At 70.4% G+C, this 14,251-nt stretch carries 14 protein-coding genes; 9 read left to right on the forward strand and 5 right to left on the reverse strand.

Annotated features, from left to right (window positions below; genetic code table 11):
* The first annotated feature begins 1 nt into the window (after position 1).
* The 6 genes from JYJ93_RS34630 to JYJ93_RS40385 all read left to right on the forward strand — a co-directional run bounded on the left by JYJ93_RS34630 (position 2) and on the right by JYJ93_RS40385 (position 6,246).
* Positions 2–1,822: a fatty acyl-AMP ligase gene (locus JYJ93_RS34630; protein ID WP_206798788.1), complete on the forward strand. Its 1,821-nt coding sequence runs from the start codon at positions 2–4 to the stop codon at positions 1,820–1,822.
* Positions 1,823–2,192: 370 nt separating this feature from the next.
* Positions 2,193–3,302 carry an acyltransferase gene (locus tag JYJ93_RS34635; RefSeq protein ID WP_206800603.1) on the forward strand — a complete coding sequence of 370 codons (1,110 nt, stop codon included), beginning with the start codon at positions 2,193–2,195 and terminating at the stop codon, positions 3,300–3,302.
* An 88-nt stretch (positions 3,303–3,390) separates the two neighbouring features.
* Positions 3,391–4,131 (forward strand): DUF2071 domain-containing protein, encoded by a 741-nt coding sequence (locus tag JYJ93_RS34640; protein ID WP_206798789.1) that lies wholly within the window; start codon positions 3,391–3,393, stop codon positions 4,129–4,131.
* A gap of 46 nt (positions 4,132–4,177) precedes the next feature.
* Positions 4,178–4,609 carry a DUF2089 domain-containing protein gene (locus tag JYJ93_RS34645; protein ID WP_206798790.1) on the forward strand — a complete coding sequence of 144 codons (432 nt, stop codon included), beginning with the start codon at positions 4,178–4,180 and terminating at the stop codon, positions 4,607–4,609.
* Between the two features lie 6 nt (positions 4,610–4,615).
* Positions 4,616–5,644: a hypothetical protein gene (locus JYJ93_RS34650; RefSeq protein ID WP_206798791.1), complete on the forward strand. Its 1,029-nt coding sequence runs from the start codon at positions 4,616–4,618 to the stop codon at positions 5,642–5,644.
* Positions 5,641–6,246 carry a hypothetical protein gene (locus JYJ93_RS40385; RefSeq protein WP_242544041.1) on the forward strand — a complete coding sequence of 202 codons (606 nt, stop codon included), beginning with the start codon at positions 5,641–5,643 and terminating at the stop codon, positions 6,244–6,246. The genes JYJ93_RS34650 and JYJ93_RS40385 overlap by 4 nt, the downstream gene beginning before the upstream one ends.
* A gap of 4 nt (positions 6,247–6,250) precedes the next feature.
* Here JYJ93_RS40385 and JYJ93_RS34660 read toward each other — a convergent pair whose 3' ends face one another.
* Entirely contained in the window at positions 6,251–6,901 is a 651-nt protein-coding gene (locus tag JYJ93_RS34660; protein ID WP_206798792.1) for a hypothetical protein, read from the reverse strand.
* A gap of 9 nt (positions 6,902–6,910) precedes the next feature.
* Positions 6,911–7,741 carry an endonuclease gene (locus JYJ93_RS34665; RefSeq protein WP_206798793.1) on the reverse strand — a complete coding sequence of 277 codons (831 nt, stop codon included), beginning with the start codon at positions 7,739–7,741 and terminating at the stop codon, positions 6,911–6,913.
* Between the two features lie 280 nt (positions 7,742–8,021).
* Here JYJ93_RS34665 and JYJ93_RS34670 point away from each other — a divergent pair, with 280 nt between their 5' ends.
* Positions 8,022–8,984, forward strand: a complete 963-nt coding sequence (locus JYJ93_RS34670) for a TIGR01777 family oxidoreductase (RefSeq protein ID WP_206798794.1) — start codon at positions 8,022–8,024, stop codon at positions 8,982–8,984.
* 2 nt (positions 8,985–8,986) lie between these two features.
* Complete coding sequence (locus tag JYJ93_RS34675) at positions 8,987–9,868, forward strand: alpha/beta fold hydrolase (protein WP_206798795.1); 882 nt, start codon at positions 8,987–8,989, stop codon at positions 9,866–9,868.
* Here the strand turns inward: JYJ93_RS34675 and JYJ93_RS34680 are convergent.
* The gene (locus tag JYJ93_RS34680) at positions 9,860–10,939 is read right to left on the reverse strand and encodes a helix-turn-helix transcriptional regulator (protein WP_206798796.1); all 1,080 of its coding nucleotides are present in this window, start codon (positions 10,937–10,939) and stop codon (positions 9,860–9,862) included. The two genes, JYJ93_RS34675 and JYJ93_RS34680, sit on opposite strands and share 9 nt — an antisense overlap.
* A gap of 325 nt (positions 10,940–11,264) precedes the next feature.
* Between JYJ93_RS34680 and JYJ93_RS34685 the strand changes: the two genes are divergently transcribed.
* The gene (locus JYJ93_RS34685) at positions 11,265–11,822 is read left to right on the forward strand and encodes a hypothetical protein (RefSeq protein ID WP_206798797.1); all 558 of its coding nucleotides are present in this window, start codon (positions 11,265–11,267) and stop codon (positions 11,820–11,822) included.
* A gap of 9 nt (positions 11,823–11,831) precedes the next feature.
* Here the strand turns inward: JYJ93_RS34685 and JYJ93_RS34690 are convergent, their stop codons facing one another.
* Entirely contained in the window at positions 11,832–12,902 is a 1,071-nt protein-coding gene (locus tag JYJ93_RS34690; RefSeq protein ID WP_206798798.1) for a helix-turn-helix transcriptional regulator, read from the reverse strand.
* 95 nt (positions 12,903–12,997) lie between these two features.
* Positions 12,998–14,080 (reverse strand): LuxR C-terminal-related transcriptional regulator, encoded by a 1,083-nt coding sequence (locus JYJ93_RS34695; protein WP_206798799.1) that lies wholly within the window; start codon positions 14,078–14,080, stop codon positions 12,998–13,000.
* Between the last annotated feature and the right edge of the window lie 171 nt (positions 14,081–14,251).

Raw genomic sequence — 14,251 nt, forward strand, 5'->3', positions numbered from 1 at the left:
CATGTCCATCACGCTGATCGACCTCCTCGACGAGCGAAGCCGCCGTCCCGCGGATCCCCGCCTCTACACCTTCCTGGAGGACGACGCGGAGGTGACGCTCACCCGGTGCGCGCTGGCATCCAGCGCGCACCGCATCGCCGCCGCGCTCCAGTCGCTCGCGGCCAAAGGGGAGCGGGCGGTCCTGCTCTATCCCCCCGGCGCGGACTACCTCCGCGGCTTCTTCGGCTGCGTGTGTTCGGGGCTGGTGGCGGTGCCGGCCTATCCTCCGGACCCCTCGCGGCTGGAGCGCACCCTGCCCCGGCTGCGCGCACTCATCGCGGACTCCGGGGCCACGGTGGTGCTCACCACGTCCTTCATCCTGTCCATGGCGGAGCTGCTCTTCACGGACGCGCCGGAGCTGCGCGCGCTCAAGTGGGTGGCAACGGACGCGCTGGAGGAAGGCGACGCGGCGGCATGGAAGCGGCCGGACGTGACGGCGGACACGCTGGCCTTCCTCCAGTACACGTCCGGCAGCACGGGGACGCCCCGGGGCGTGATGCTCAGCCACGGCAACCTGCTGCACAACCTGGGGGCCATCCGCCGCGCCTTCCAGACGCACGACGACACCGTGGGCGTCATCTGGCTGCCGCCGTACCACGACATGGGGCTCATTGGCGGCGTGCTGGTGCCGCTGGCGCAGGGCTTCCACACGGTGCTGATGTCGCCGCTGAGGTTCCTCAAGCGGCCTCGCGCGTGGCTGGAGGCGCTCACCCGCTTCGGAGGCACCAGCAGCGGCGGGCCCAACTTCGCGTTCGACCTGTGCGTGCGGCGCATCCCGCCCGCGGAACGGGAGGGCCTGGACCTGAGCCGCTGGGAGGTGGCGTTCTGCGGCGCGGAGCCCATCCGTCCGGACACGCTGACCCGCTTCACGGAGGCCTTCGGACCGCATGGCTTCCGGCGCGAGGCGTTCTACCCCTGCTACGGCCTGGCGGAAGGGACGCTCATCGTCTCCGGTGGAGCGAAGGAGGCCGCGCCCATCCTGCGGGACGTGGACGCCGCCGCGCTGGAGGCAGGCAGCGCGAGGGCCCCCATTGGAGCGGCCCGGACGCTGGTGGGCAGCGGAGCGACGCTGCCGGATCAATCCCTGCGCATCGTGGAGCCAGAAACTGGCCAGGTGCTCCCGCCAGGAGAAGTGGGCGAGGTCTGGGTGAAGGGGCCCAGCGTGGCCAAGGGCTACTGGAGGCGCGAGGAGGAGTCCGCGAGGGTCTTCCAGGCAAGGACCGCGCAAGGGGACGGGCCCTACCTGCGGACCGGGGACCTGGGCTTCCTGGACGACGGCGAGCTGTACGTCACGGGGCGGCAGAAGGACCTGATCATCGTGCGAGGCCGCAACCTGTACCCGCAGGACCTGGAGTCGGTGGTGGAGGAGAGCCACCCCGCGCTCAGGCCCGGCTGCGGCGTGGCCTTCGGCGTGGAGGTGGACGGCGAGGAGCACCTCGTCGTGGTGCAGGAGGTGGATGCACGCAAGTGGGACGGCGAGGTGGCGCCGGTGCTGGGCGCCATCCGCGGACGTCTGGCCACGGTGCACGAGGTGAGGCCCCGAGCGGTGGTGCTCATCGAGCCCGGGAGCCTGCCCAAGACGTCGAGCGGCAAGGTGCAGCGCAGGGCCACGCGGGAGGCCTTCCTCGCCGGAGCGCTGCGCGAACTGCACACCTGGTGCACGACCGCGATGAACGGCGCGGACATCCACACCGAGCGTTCAGCCAGGGAGTTCCGAATCCTGGCACGCGTGCCGACGCGCTTGGGAGCAAGGGTGGAGGACCTGGATGCCCAGACGCCCTGACCCCCAAGGGCCGGATTCTAGGGAGAAGCCAAAGGGGGCACCGAGCATGCCAGACGCGCCCCATGCGCCGTCCGAAGCATGAAGCCGAGGGCGCCCAAGAGGCCTCCCCGGAGGCGGTTCTGCAAAACCTGTCCGACTGTCCTACAGGTTTTCGCGGCCCGGGCGGAACGGGGCGCTCCAACCGGTTCTCACCTTCTCATTTCGTTGAGGCGTGTTCGGGCGGGAGGCCTGCGTGAACGCGTGGCCGGCGCGGGTTGTGCGGCGTGTCTCTGGCAGCCCGGATGCACCTTGCTAGCATCGGAGGCATCCCCCCCGCTGAAAGCCGACTCCGCTGAACGCCACCGAACCGCGCCATCTGGCCGGCCTGGACCTGCTCCGGTGCCTGGCCATCCTCGTCGTCGTCGTCTTCCACTATCCCCGCCCCCAGGGGCACGAGGCCTACCAGACGTTCGCCAACTTCGGCTGGACGGGCGTGGAGCTGTTCTTCGTGCTCAGCGGCTTCCTCATCGGCTCGCAGCTCCTGGAGCCGGTGTCTCGCGGGGAGACGCCGTCCCTACGGCGCTTCTATCTGCGGCGCTCGCTGCGCATCCTCCCGTCCTTCCTCGTCGTGCTGGGCCTCTACCTCTTCGTGCCGGCCTGGACCGAGCGGCCCCTGGAGACGCCCGCGTGGCGCTTCCTCACCTTCACGCAGAACTTCGGCCTGCGCATCAACGGCTTCTCCCACGCGTGGTCGCTATGCGTGGAGGAGCACTTCTACCTGGTGCTGCCGCTCACCGTGCTCGCGCTGCGGGGACGCCTTCGCGCGCCGTCCCTCATCGCGATCGCCGCGGCCGTGATGGGCGGAGGGATGCTCCTGCGCGGTGCGCTGTGGCAGCACCACTTCTCCGCGCTCGGACCGGGCGAGCAGGGGTGGCGCGACTTCGACATGCTGCTCTACTACCCGACCTACGCGCGGCTCGACGGGCTGACGTGCGGCGTGCTGCTCGCGGCCCTGCGCGTCTTCCGGCCCCGGGCCTGGGAGCGCTGGACCCGGGGGGCCCGCGCGTGGGGGATGGCCGTCGTGGGGCTCGCGTGCCTGGGCGGCGTGCTCTACATCAACGAGGAACACTTCCGTTACCTCCCCTATGTCCTGCTGGCGTTCCCCCTGGCCGCGCTGGGCTTCGCGGCGCTGCTGATGGCGCTGGCGGGCCCCTCGGCCTCGCGCGTCTGTGCGCGCATCCCGGGCGTGAAGACCTTCGCGGTCCTGAGCTTCACCGTCTACCTCACGCACAAGGCCGTGCAGCACGGCGTGAGGGACGCGCTGGCGCCCCATGGCATGGACGCGTTCCAAGTCGTCACGGTGCTGGCCGGCGCCGTGGCGGTGCTGCTCGCCTCGCTCGCGCTGCACCATGGCGTGGAGCGGCCCGCGCTGAAGTGGCGGGAGCGGCTGGAGCGGGGGCTCGCCGCCAGGAAGCCCCAGGTGCAGCCCACCGTTCCCTGAACCGTGGTGGCCCGCGCTTCTGCGCGACAGAAGCCGCGCGAGGGGGTGGCCCTGGGCCCGGGCGTCGCGTGCGCGCTAGACCTCGCGCATGCGCCCCTTCCTGACGGCGACGTGGAAGTACCTGCTGATGCTCAACTACGAGGTGGATCCGGCGGTGCTGCGGCCCCTCGTCCCCCGTGGCACGGAGCTCGACGCGTGGCAGGGCCGCACGTTCGCGAGCATGGTCGGCTTCCGCTTCCTCGACACGCGCGTGCGGGGACTCGCGGTGCCGTTCCACCGGGACTTCGATGAGGTGAACCTGCGCTTCTACGTGCGCCGCCTGGGCCCCGAGGGCTGGCGGCGCGGCGTGGTGTTCGTGCGCGAAATCGTGCCCCGGCTCGCCATCGCCACCGTGGCGCGCGTCCTCTACAACGAGCCCTACGTCGCGCACCCCATGCGCCACGCCGTGAACATGGACGGCGCGGACACCGGCGCGCCCGGCCACGTCGAGTACGCCTGGAAGTCCCACGGCCGCTGGCACCGGTTGTCGGCCCGGACGCTCGGCACGCCGGCAGAGAGCGCCCCCGGCTCCCAGGAGGAGTTCATCACCGAGCACTACTGGGGCTACACCGCCCAGCGCGACGGCGGCTGCGCCGAGTACCGCGTGGAGCACCCCCGCTGGACCGTCTGGCGCGCCCGGGAGACCGCCTTCGACTGCGACGTGGCCCGCTTCTACGGCCCCGCCTTCTCCGAGTGCCTCCGGGGCACGCCCCACTCCGCCTTCGTGGCCACCGGCTCGGAAGTGTCCGTCCTTCCTGGAAATGAACTCCCGCCCTTGCCAAGCCCGTAGAAATCAATATTCTCAAACCCGAAATTGATTTTCTGAATAACCACCCATGACGAATTCCAAGTCCACCTGGCCCGTGCCCACCCGCTGCCCCGTCTGTGGAGGCGGCACCGTCATCGAACGGGTGCGCTGCGACGGGTGCGCATCCGCGGTGGAGGGGCGCTTCACGACGGGCTGGGTGCAGCAGCTGTCGCCGGAGCAGCTCGCGTTCGTGCGCGTGTTCATGGCGTGCCGGGGGAAGATCAAGGACGTGGAGCAGGCGCTGGGCCTCTCCTATCCGACGGTGGTGGCGAGGCTGGACGATGTGGTGGAGGCCCTGGGCCAGGCGCCCGGAGTCGCGCCGGCGCCCACGCCTCCCGCGCCGCCACCTCCGCCCCGGGAGCGTGGCGCTCCGCGCCGGGCGCAGATTCTCGATGACCTCGCGGCCGGGCTCATCGACGCGGACGAGGCCGCTCAACGTCTCAAGAAGGCACGGGAGTAACCACCCATGATGGACCCTGAAGCCACGCCGTCCTCCGACGCCTCGTCTTCTTCTCGCGACGGCACCCAGCGCCACGCGATTCCGTGGGGACAGCACGCGGAGCTGGTGCTGCACGCGCCCGCCGCCACGCTCGTGGTGTCGCCGCTGCCGGAGGGAGAGAAGCCCTACCTGGTGACGCACGGCCGGGTGGAGGCGCGCATCCAGGAGCACGGCCGGGTGACGAAGGTGGAGCTGGTGCCGCGCGAAGCGGGCTTCCTGTCCCTGTTCTGGCGCCACGGCGGACAGGCGGAGCTGTTCGTGCCGCCGGACGTGCGCGCGAAGCTCCTGCTGGACGCGGGCGCGGTGCGCATCTCCGGCCTGAAGGACTGCGAGCTGGAGCTGAACACCGACGCGGGCACGGCGAGCCTGCGCGACGTGCACGGCAAGCTGACGCTGCGCACGGGCGCGGGCCGCATCATCGGCGAGCGCGTGGGTGGCACCCTCCACGTCCACGCCGCCGCGGGCGCGGTGAAGCTGGACGTGGACGCGCTGGACGTGGGCGAGCACCGCATCGGGACGCAGGTGGGCGCGGTGGAGCTGCGCCTGGTGCCCGGGCTGGACGTGAACATCTCCGCCCATACGTCGCTGGGCTCCGCGCAGACGCGCTACCCGTCCAACCCCCAGGCGGCGACCACCATTCTGCTGGAGACGGAGCTGGGCTCGGTGCGCATCCGCGAGTCGGGCCGTTCACGCGGCGAGGACGCGGAGGCCTGGGAGGAGGACGCGCTGCGCTGGCAGCGTCAGGCGGAGCGCTGGCAGCGGCGCGCGGAGCGTCACGCGAACCAGTGGGCCCACGCCTGGGCCAACTCCTGGGGCGCGCCGCCCTGGGCGGGCCCGGGCGCCCGGCACCACCACCGGCCGCAGCCGCCCCAGCCGCCCCCGCAGCAGGCCCGGGGCATCCCCGACGAGGAGATGCGCCGCGTGCTGGACCTGGTGGAGGCCGGCAAGCTCAGCGCCGAGGACGCCCACAAGCTGCTCAAGGCGATGCAGCGGTGAGGATCATCCCTCGCCCCCCTGGGCGCGAGGCCGGGCCCTCGCGCCTGCTGTACGACGTGCCGGATGGCTCCTGGGGGCGGGAGGCCCTCCTCGATGTGCTTGAGGAGACCCTGCATTGGTGCGCCCCCCGAGCGGATCCGGACACGCCGGCCCTCTGCTTGCGCACGCCCGGCTTCCAGCCCCGGTTGATGGTGGATGGCGACCGCTTCCAGATGATGGAGCGGGTCATCAGCGAGCGGCGCCACGCCCTGCGGGGCAGGCCGCCGCGGGCCCTGCCACCGCGCGAGGGCGGACGTCTTCAAGGGGGCCGGCTGATCGTCTACTTCCCTGAGGACAACACCTGCGACGGCGGAGCGGAGCTGGCGACCCGGGGCTACTTCGACGTGGACAACCTTCCCCCGTGGGACACCTGGGTCGGCATGTTCCGCGAGGACCCGGAATCCCCCACCCAGTCGGCGGACTACCTCATCGCCTGGGTGCCGCCGGTGTTCCTCGACGCAGTGGCCCAGGGCATCTTCGTGAACCCGGAGCGCTGCATCCAGTGGCTGGAGGACTCCACGACGCTGATGGCGAAGCGCCTGAAGGACCTGACCTCGCCCTGAAGCTTCAGGCGCCCTGGGTGAGGAAGCGGAAGGGGCGCACGCAGTCTTCCCGGGTGCAGCGGAAGAGGTAGCCCCGGCCGTTGTCTCCGAAGTCCAGGCCGAAGGGCATCGCGGCCAGCTGCGCGACGAAGCGCATGGGCGCGTCACAGCACTCCGGCGTGGCCTCGCCGTTGAGCCACCCGGGCACGCCGCCCACCTTGCTCTCGGGCGCCTCCGCCTGCGCGCGGTCCAGCGCCTGGAGCTGCTCCTCGGTGGCCTCGTTGACGTCCACCAACAGGGCCTCGGTGTCCTCGGTGGCGGGCTCGAAGCCGAGCGTCCATTCCGCGTACGGCTCCACCGGCCCCGGCGGCGCGCCCACGGACGGCGCGCCGGCCTTCACCGGCACCGCCGCGTTGGCGCCCTCCTCCGGGTCCCACCGGAAGCAGGCAGTGTCGGGGTTCTCGCACTGGAAGACGTGGACCGACGCGTGCGGCGCCAGGTCCAGCCGTCCTTCGACGTGCGGCAGCTGGAAGAGGAAGCGCTGGGGCCCGCCGCACATCGCGCAGGCGGGCCACTCCAGGGGCCCCGGCGCCTCGGGCGTGCCCCCCACCTTCATCAGGGGGACACCGGTGCGGCCAGGGACGAGCGCCCACAAGGGCGCGAGCGGACGGGACATGCCCGGACTCTAGAAGTCCGCGATGCGGTCTGCCAGCGACGCGTCGTCCACGAAGGGGTTGCGGTTCTGCTGGTAGGTCTCGATGGCGTCGTTGCGAGCGATCTCCGCCGCGTCCACCTTGTCCAGCTGGTTCCACTGCTTGAGCACGGACTCGTCGTCCGCGGGGATGTGCTTGTTGTAGACGGTGGAGAAGTAGAACAGCGCGCGCGCCACGTTGCCCTTGTGCTCGTCGGGCGGCTCGAAGACGGTGCGGCCCTTCTCGTCGGTGCCGAACTTGGCGCCGTTCTCCTCCCACTTCACGTTCTTCACCGTGCCGAAGGGCCAGTTGCCGCGGATGGAGTTGGCCTTGCTGTCCGTGGGGAACAGGTGGTGCAGGTCCGCCTTCGCCGCGCCCGTGGCGCCCTTGGACTGGGGCCACGTGTGCTCGGTGTTCATCACGTTGCTGTTGGGAATCTTGTTCGTCTGCACTTCCTTGCCCGTGTAGACGCACTTCACCTTGCCGTCGTGGTTGTCGAGCGTGGTGAAGATGATCTTCCGCGCCTGGTTGTAGCCCAGGTCCTTGTGCTTGCTGACCGCGTCATGCAGCGCGTTGATCAGCGCTTGGTCCTTCAGGCCGTCGTAACGAGGATCCGACTTGGGCGGCACGTCCTCCACCGGCACCTGCGGCTCGGGCGGCGGCGTAGGCGTCGGCGTCGTCTGGGGCTTCTTCGCCGTCGGGCCGGCCTCGAACGTGGAGACCGACGAGAACGCCTTCGGGGTGATACGCGCCGTGTTGGCCGGAGCCGACGCGGAGTTCGTCGAGGGGCGGGTCGCGGAGAGCGGGCGGGACGGGATGATCATGACGGGCCCTCGGGCTTCGAGGTGGGGGGATGACGCATTGTCGTCCGGACCCGGGCCCGGTTGCGTGACGCGCCGCATTTTCCCTCCGCGCCGGTGGGTTTCTTCCACCCGACCCGGGACATCCCAGGAAATGCCCCGCCGCCGGGCTCCGGAGCCGGGGAAAAGCGGGGCTCATCGGCGGCACCAGGACGGCCCGGGGGCCCCTTTCCGGGAGCCGGGCGGCCTGGATGGGGCGCGCGCTATGCCTCCGGGCGTTGCATCACGTGAGGGGGTTTCGTCCATGAAGGTCGTGATTCCGGGTGGCACGGGGCAGGTGGGCGCCCTGCTGGCGCGGGCGTTCACCGCGAGGGGGGATGACGTCGTCCTCATCAGCCGGGGAGGCCGTGGCGAGGCGCGCACGGTGTCCTGGGACGGGCGCACCCTGGGTGACTGGGCGAAGGAGGTGGACGGCGCCGACGCGGTCATCAACCTGGCGGGGCGCAGCGTGAACTGCCGCTACACGGAGGAGAACCTGCGCCAGATGATGGACTCGCGGGTGGACTCCACGCGGGTGGTGGGCCAGGCCATCCAGCAGGCCGCGAAGCCGCCGCGCGTGTGGCTGCAGATGAGCACCGCGACGCTGTACGCGCACCGGCTGGACGCGCCCAACGACGAGGCCACCGGCATCATTGGCGGGAGCGAGCCGGGGGTGCCCGCGTACTGGAAGCGCAGCATCGACATCGCGCAGGCGTGGGAGCGCACGCTGGCGGAGGCAGACACGCCCTACACGCGAAAGGTCGCGCTGCGCACGGCCATGGTGATGAGCCCGGACCGGGAGGGCATCTTCGACGTGCTCCTGGGCCTAACGCGCCGGGGGCTGGGCGGCCCCGCGGGGAGCGGGCGGCAGTACGTGTCGTGGATCCACCACCGGGACTTCGTGCGCGCGGTGCAGTTGCTGCTGGAGCGCGACGACCTGGACGGGCCGGTGAACCTGGCCGCGCCGAACCCGCTGCCCCAGCGCGAGCTGATGGCGAAGCTGCGCGAGGCGGCGCACGTGAGCGTGGGGCTGCCGGCGGCGAAGTGGATGCTGGAGGTGGGCGCGTTCTTCATGCGCACGGACACGGAGCTCTTGCTCAAGAGCCGCCGCGTGGTGCCCGGGCGGCTGCTGGACGCGGGCTTCACCTTCGAGTACCCCGACTGGGGGGCCGCCGTGACGAACCTCGTCGAGCGCTGGCGCGCGGGGAGCGGCCCCGTCCGGAGCTGACCGTGTCCACGAAGAAGTACCGCGTCCGCTGGGGCCGCATCACCGCGCTGGGGCTCGCCCTGGGCGCGCTGGGCACGGGCGGGTTCACGGCGGCGCGAGGCCCGCGCACGGCCCAGGCGCTGGTGCACCCGGCGCGCATCCCGGTGACGCGGCCCTCCGGCCCGGACGCGCTGCCGGGCATGGAGGACGTGTCCTTCGAGGCCGCGGGGCGCAAGCTCCAGGGGTGGTACGTCCCGTCGCGCGACGGGACGGCGGTGGTGCTGGTGCACGGCTTCGCGGACAACCGCACGCGCCTGCTCTTCGAAGCGAAGGTGCTGTCGGAGGCGGGGCACGGCGTGCTGCTCTTCGACTTGCATGGCCAGGGCGAGAGCGAAGGCGACGCGGTGGGCTGGGGCGACAGCGAGCGCGAGGACGTGCGCGCGGCCCTGGCCTTCGTGCGGGCAAGGCCGGACGTCACCCCGGGACGCGTGGGCCTGTTCGGGTTCTCCATGGGCGGGACGACGGCGCTGCTGGTGGCGCAGGAGGACGCGCGGGTGAAGGCGGTGGCGGCGGCCGGTGCGTTCCCGGACCTGGCGAAGGACATGGGCTCCCACTACGGCCTGAGCACCTGGGCGGTGTTGTGGGGGCTGCGCCGGTCCGGCATCGACGTGGACGCGGTGCGCCCCGTGGACGGCATGTGCCGCCTGGAGGGCCGGCCGCTGCTGCTCATCAACGGCGGCAGCGACCCGGACGGCCCCCAGAAGCTGGACGGCCGCCTCTACCGCGCCGCCTGCGAGCCCCGCGAACTGTGGCTGGTGCCCCAAGCGGGGCACGGCGAGTACGCCCAGAAGGACCCCGAAGGCTACGCCCGCCACCTGCGCGACTTCTTCGCCCGCTCACTCTGAGCGCTGGCCTCGGGTGACAAGGTCCAGCCGTCCCTCTGCGCCGGTCTTCCGATAGACCGCTTTCGCGTGTTCCTTCGCCGTATTGAGCTTGAGATTGAGGTCCTGGGCGATGTCCTCGTCACGCGCCCCCTTCTTCATCAGGTCCGCCACCTGGATCTGCCGGGGAGACAACTTCCGGGACCAATCCTCCCGCATCCAGTGCAGTTCTTCGCGGATGCGCACCTCCCACAGCGTGCATCCCGGGCGCAGAACGGTGGAGGCCCTGAAGCTCACCTTTAAGGTGTTGAGGCCCCGCTTCCTGTCCGCGAAAGGCTTCTCGGTAGGAAGCAGGAGACCGTCCAGGCTCGAAAGCCACTTCACGTACTGAACCCACTCCTTCGGGACGTCATGGCTGAGCTCGTTGGGTCTGAACCACTGGTTCACCACGGCCCGGGAGGTGCCCGTCTCCTCGATACGGCGTCCCACGGCGTTCAGGACCATTCCGGGCCACGACTCCATGGACAGCGCCGCCAGGAGGTCCGCCTTGAATCCCTTGGCCTCGATGTATTGGACGGTGGACACCGCGTCGTTGATGAGAGGAATGAACGCTTGGAGCAGTGCCTCGTCCCGATCCGTGAAGGCCCGGGCGGTGTCCCTATACATCGCAAGGCCGCCCTTGAACTTCCGCCGGGTCTCGAAGAGCAGGGTGGCCAGCACGTGCCGCAGCTTCAAACCGGCCGCCCGGCTGCGCTCGTAGGTCTCGGTGCTTTCCAGGGGGCGCCCCGCGAGCATCTGGGGCTCCCTTGCGGCCTTGTTGGGCCGGTCCAGCGCGTACTGGTACACGAAGCACCGGGGTGCCCACGGCGAGTACCCCGCGAGCAGGGGCTGAACGGTCGGCGCGACCCACTCCAAGCCCCGAGAGCCATCCGCGTGGGTGAACCCCACCGCGAGGTGGTCCGCCCGACAGATGCACTCCATCACCTGCTGGATGGCCGCGTAGATGTCCTCGAAGGTCCGGACATTGCGCAGGCGTTTCTCCATTTCCCGGATCAGCCGCAGCTCGCGCGACGTGAACATCAAGACCGTGCCCATGGTGGGTACCTCCCTCCCTGCGTTTTCCTACTCCTCAAGCATGACATGACCGGGACCCGGGCCCACCCCCTCGAACGGGGGGTTGCCAGGTAACACCGGGGCCCATCCAGGGATTGGACAGACATGCTCCGGTTTCTGGAAAGCCATCCAGGGATTGAACAGACATGCTCCGGTTTCTGGAAAGCGGGAGCTCGCCACCCGCAATCGCCCTGGGGGCGATCCACCTTGAATTCCTCTCAACAAATCCTCTTTGAGACCCGCGACGTATTGCCGTGTGCGGGCCGCAAGGAAGCGGGGGGTTACTCAGATGGTCGACTTGATGAGCATGGTGGACGAAGTCCTGGAGCAGCAGGCGGCGCACGACGAGGCGCCGCTCCTGCCCCTCGGCGCGGAGCCCCGGAGGCCCCCCGCGGCGCCTTCGGAAGCGAAGCTGAACGTCGAGGTCGTCAAGACGCTGTTCCAGTTCATCACCCGCGACAACGACGTGGACCCGGTGGAGTTCGCCCACGCGGTCGCCACGGCGCGGACGCTGGGCGTGGCCGAGCTGGACATCACCATCCTCTGCCGGTGCGTCCGCGAGGGCTGGCCCCTGCCCCCGCCCAACCTGGGCATGCTGCGCACGTCGCCCACCGTCGTCCTCCAGGCCATCCAGATGCTGCTCTTCCGTAGCGGCCGGACGAACGCGTCGGGACTGGAGATGCAGCGTCAGCTGCGTGAGCTGCTCACAGGCGCGCACGCTCCTGCCCCGTCCGCCAGGCCGATGCCGCTTCCCTCCCGGCCGCCGCCGACGACGCGCGCAACGCCGCTGCGCCTCCTGCGGTCCCCCCAGCGCCGGATGATGATGGCCTTCCCCCGGAAGCAGCCCGGACGGCGCTCCGCCTGAGGCCGACCGCTACGCACGGCGGCCCTTGGCGACGAACTCCCCGCGGCTGTGGATGCCGGTCTTCTCGAACAGCGACTTGATGTGGACCTTCACCGTCTCCACGGAGCACCCGAGCCGGGAGGAGATCTCCTTGTTCGCCAGGCCCTCGTGAAGACAGTCCGCCACGCGTGACTCCTGCGCGGTGAGCTTCTCCTTCCAGTCCGGGCGCAGCCAGTGGACCCGCTCGTGCATCCGCACCTGCCACAGTGCGCGGCCTCCCCAGTTGACGGCGGAGGGGCCGAACGTCACGTCCAGCCGGTCCGCGCCGCGCTCCAGCGTGAGGGACTCCAGCCGAGGATCCGCCGCGCCATCGAAGCGGGCCAGCGCCCTCACCCGCTCCGCCCAGGCGCGGGGCACCCCGTCGCTCAAGTCGTGGGACGGAAACCACCGCTCCAGCAGCGGGATGGCCGGCCCCGTGTCCACCACCTTCCGCCCCAGGCTGTTGAGCACCAGCACCGGGCTCGCGCCCATCGCGATGGCCTTGAGCAAATCCCTTTCGAAGCGGATGGCGTAGAGTTCCTGGAGTCGCGCCACCGCGCGGGAGATGTACGGGATGATCTGCTGCAGGAACCACTGCGCCCGGAGCGTGAAGGGCCGGGAGGACTCGCGGTACATCGCGATGCCGCCCTTCAGGTCCTGCTCCGTGAAGAGGAGCGACGCCAGCACGCGCTTGAGCTTCAGCCCCGCGCCCTGGCTGCGCCGGAAGGTCTCCGTCTCCACCAGCGACTGCCCCCGCAGCATCTGGACATCGCTGAGCACCCGGTTGGGCTGCACCACCGTGGCGCGGAAGACGAAATCCTCCTGCACCCACTCCGCGTAATCCTTGAGGAGGGGGTGGACGGTGTCCGTCCTCCACTGCAACCCCGCCGTCCCATCCGGATTCGCGCAGCCCACCGCCAGGTGGTCCGCCTCGCAGAGCGAGAGCAGCGCCCGGGACAGGGCCTCGTAGACATCCTCGAGCGTCCGGGCGTTGCCCAGCGCCTCCTTCAACTCCGCGACCAACGCCTGCTCACGCGACAGGAACTTCCGTGCCTTGCCCATGGGTACGACCCCCGTTTGCAATACCCATCAAGTATTACGAGGGGGGAAACAGGGCCCATCCCCCCAAAGAGGGATGTCGGGGGCGTGGCCGGCGGCTACGCGCGACGGCCCTCGGTGAGGAACTTCATGCGGGCCCGGTCCCGGCCCCGGCTCTGCGTCCCGGTCTTCCGGTAGATGGCCTTCACCTGGTCCTTCACCGTCTGCACCGACTTCTTCATCTGGCGCGCGATGTCCTGGTTCGACAGGCCCAGGTAGAGGCCATCCGCCACCTTGCGCTCCTCGGGCGACAGCAATCGCAGCCAGTCCTCGCGCAGCCAGTGCGGACGCTCGACGATGCGGACCTGCCACAGGGGATTGCCCGCCCAGAGGATGGTGGAGAGCGAGAACGTCATCTGCAATTGCTCGCCGTCCTTCTCCATCTCATCCTTGAGCAGGTCCGGAGGGAACATCCCCCTCACGCGCGACAACGCCTCCACGCGCTTCACCCACGCCATGGGAATCCCCCGCGGCGTCAACTCCGAGCGCGTGAACCACTTCTCCAACAGCCGCGTGGCCGCGTTCGTCCGGACCATCTCCCGGCCCCAGGGCGTCAGCACCAGCAGGGCCCCGGACTCGACGGCGCCGGCCTTGAGCAGGTCCAGCTCCAATCCCTGGGCATGGAGCCGCTGCACCCGGCCGACCGCGCGGTGGATGGCGGGCACCAGTTGCTGCAACAGCTGCTGGCTGCGCGCCGGGAAGGGCCGCGAGGCCTCGCTGTACACCGCGAGCCCGCCCTTGAGCCCCTGCTGCTCTTCAATGAGCAGCGTCGCCATGACGTGCCGCAGGTCCAGCCCCGCCTCCACGCTGCGCTGCCGGGTCTCCATGGCGTCCAGCTTCTGCCCCTGGAGCATCTGCGCCGTGTTCAACACGAGGTTGGGCCGCGCGAGGGTGGCCTGGAAGACGAAGTCCTGCGTCACCCATTCGGAGTAATGCTTGAGCAGGGGCATCGTCGTGCGGCTCGTCCACTGGAGCCCCACGGAGCCATCCAGGTTGGCGCAGCCCAGCGCGAAGTGGTCCGCCCTGCACAGCTGGAGGACGCGCGTCTCCAGGACGTCGTGGATGTCCTTGTAACTGCCCACGTCGATCAGGTCCGTCAGCAGCTCGCGCTGGATCGACTCCTCACGTGACGTGAATCGCAAGGCCCTACCCATGCGGAATGCCTCCCCCGGCAATGCCATCCATCCCAAGCATGACACGGAGGAGACCCGGGGCTGGAGGCCCCTCCCCCACCCACCCGCCTTTCCGCTCTCCGACGAGGCGGTGACGTCGGGCTGGACGGCTCCCCCCCTGGCAGGTCAGCCTGGACATCC

Origin of the sequence: Corallococcus sp. NCSPR001, assembly GCF_017309135.1 — a bacterium.
Classification (GTDB): Bacteria; Myxococcota; Myxococcia; order Myxococcales; family Myxococcaceae; genus Corallococcus.

Coding starts and splice junctions, on each gene's coding strand:
- JYJ93_RS34685 (WP_206798797.1), top strand. CDS start 11,265: ATGGTGGACGAAGTCCTGGAGCAGCAGGCGGCGCACGACGAGGCGCCG.
- JYJ93_RS34630 (WP_206798788.1), top strand. CDS start 2: ATGTCCATCACGCTGATCGACCTCCTCGACGAGCGAAGCCGCCGTCCC.
- JYJ93_RS34640 (WP_206798789.1), top strand. CDS start 3,391: ATGCGCCCCTTCCTGACGGCGACGTGGAAGTACCTGCTGATGCTCAAC.
- JYJ93_RS34660 (WP_206798792.1), bottom strand. CDS start 6,901: ATGTCCCGTCCGCTCGCGCCCTTGTGGGCGCTCGTCCCTGGCCGCACC.
- JYJ93_RS34680 (WP_206798796.1), bottom strand. CDS start 10,939: ATGGGCACGGTCTTGATGTTCACGTCGCGCGAGCTGCGGCTGATCCGG.
- JYJ93_RS34690 (WP_206798798.1), bottom strand. CDS start 12,902: ATGGGCAAGGCACGGAAGTTCCTGTCGCGTGAGCAGGCGTTGGTCGCG.
- JYJ93_RS34645 (WP_206798790.1), top strand. CDS start 4,178: ATGACGAATTCCAAGTCCACCTGGCCCGTGCCCACCCGCTGCCCCGTC.
- JYJ93_RS34665 (WP_206798793.1), bottom strand. CDS start 7,741: ATGATCATCCCGTCCCGCCCGCTCTCCGCGACCCGCCCCTCGACGAAC.
- JYJ93_RS34670 (WP_206798794.1), top strand. CDS start 8,022: ATGAAGGTCGTGATTCCGGGTGGCACGGGGCAGGTGGGCGCCCTGCTG.
- JYJ93_RS34650 (WP_206798791.1), top strand. CDS start 4,616: ATGATGGACCCTGAAGCCACGCCGTCCTCCGACGCCTCGTCTTCTTCT.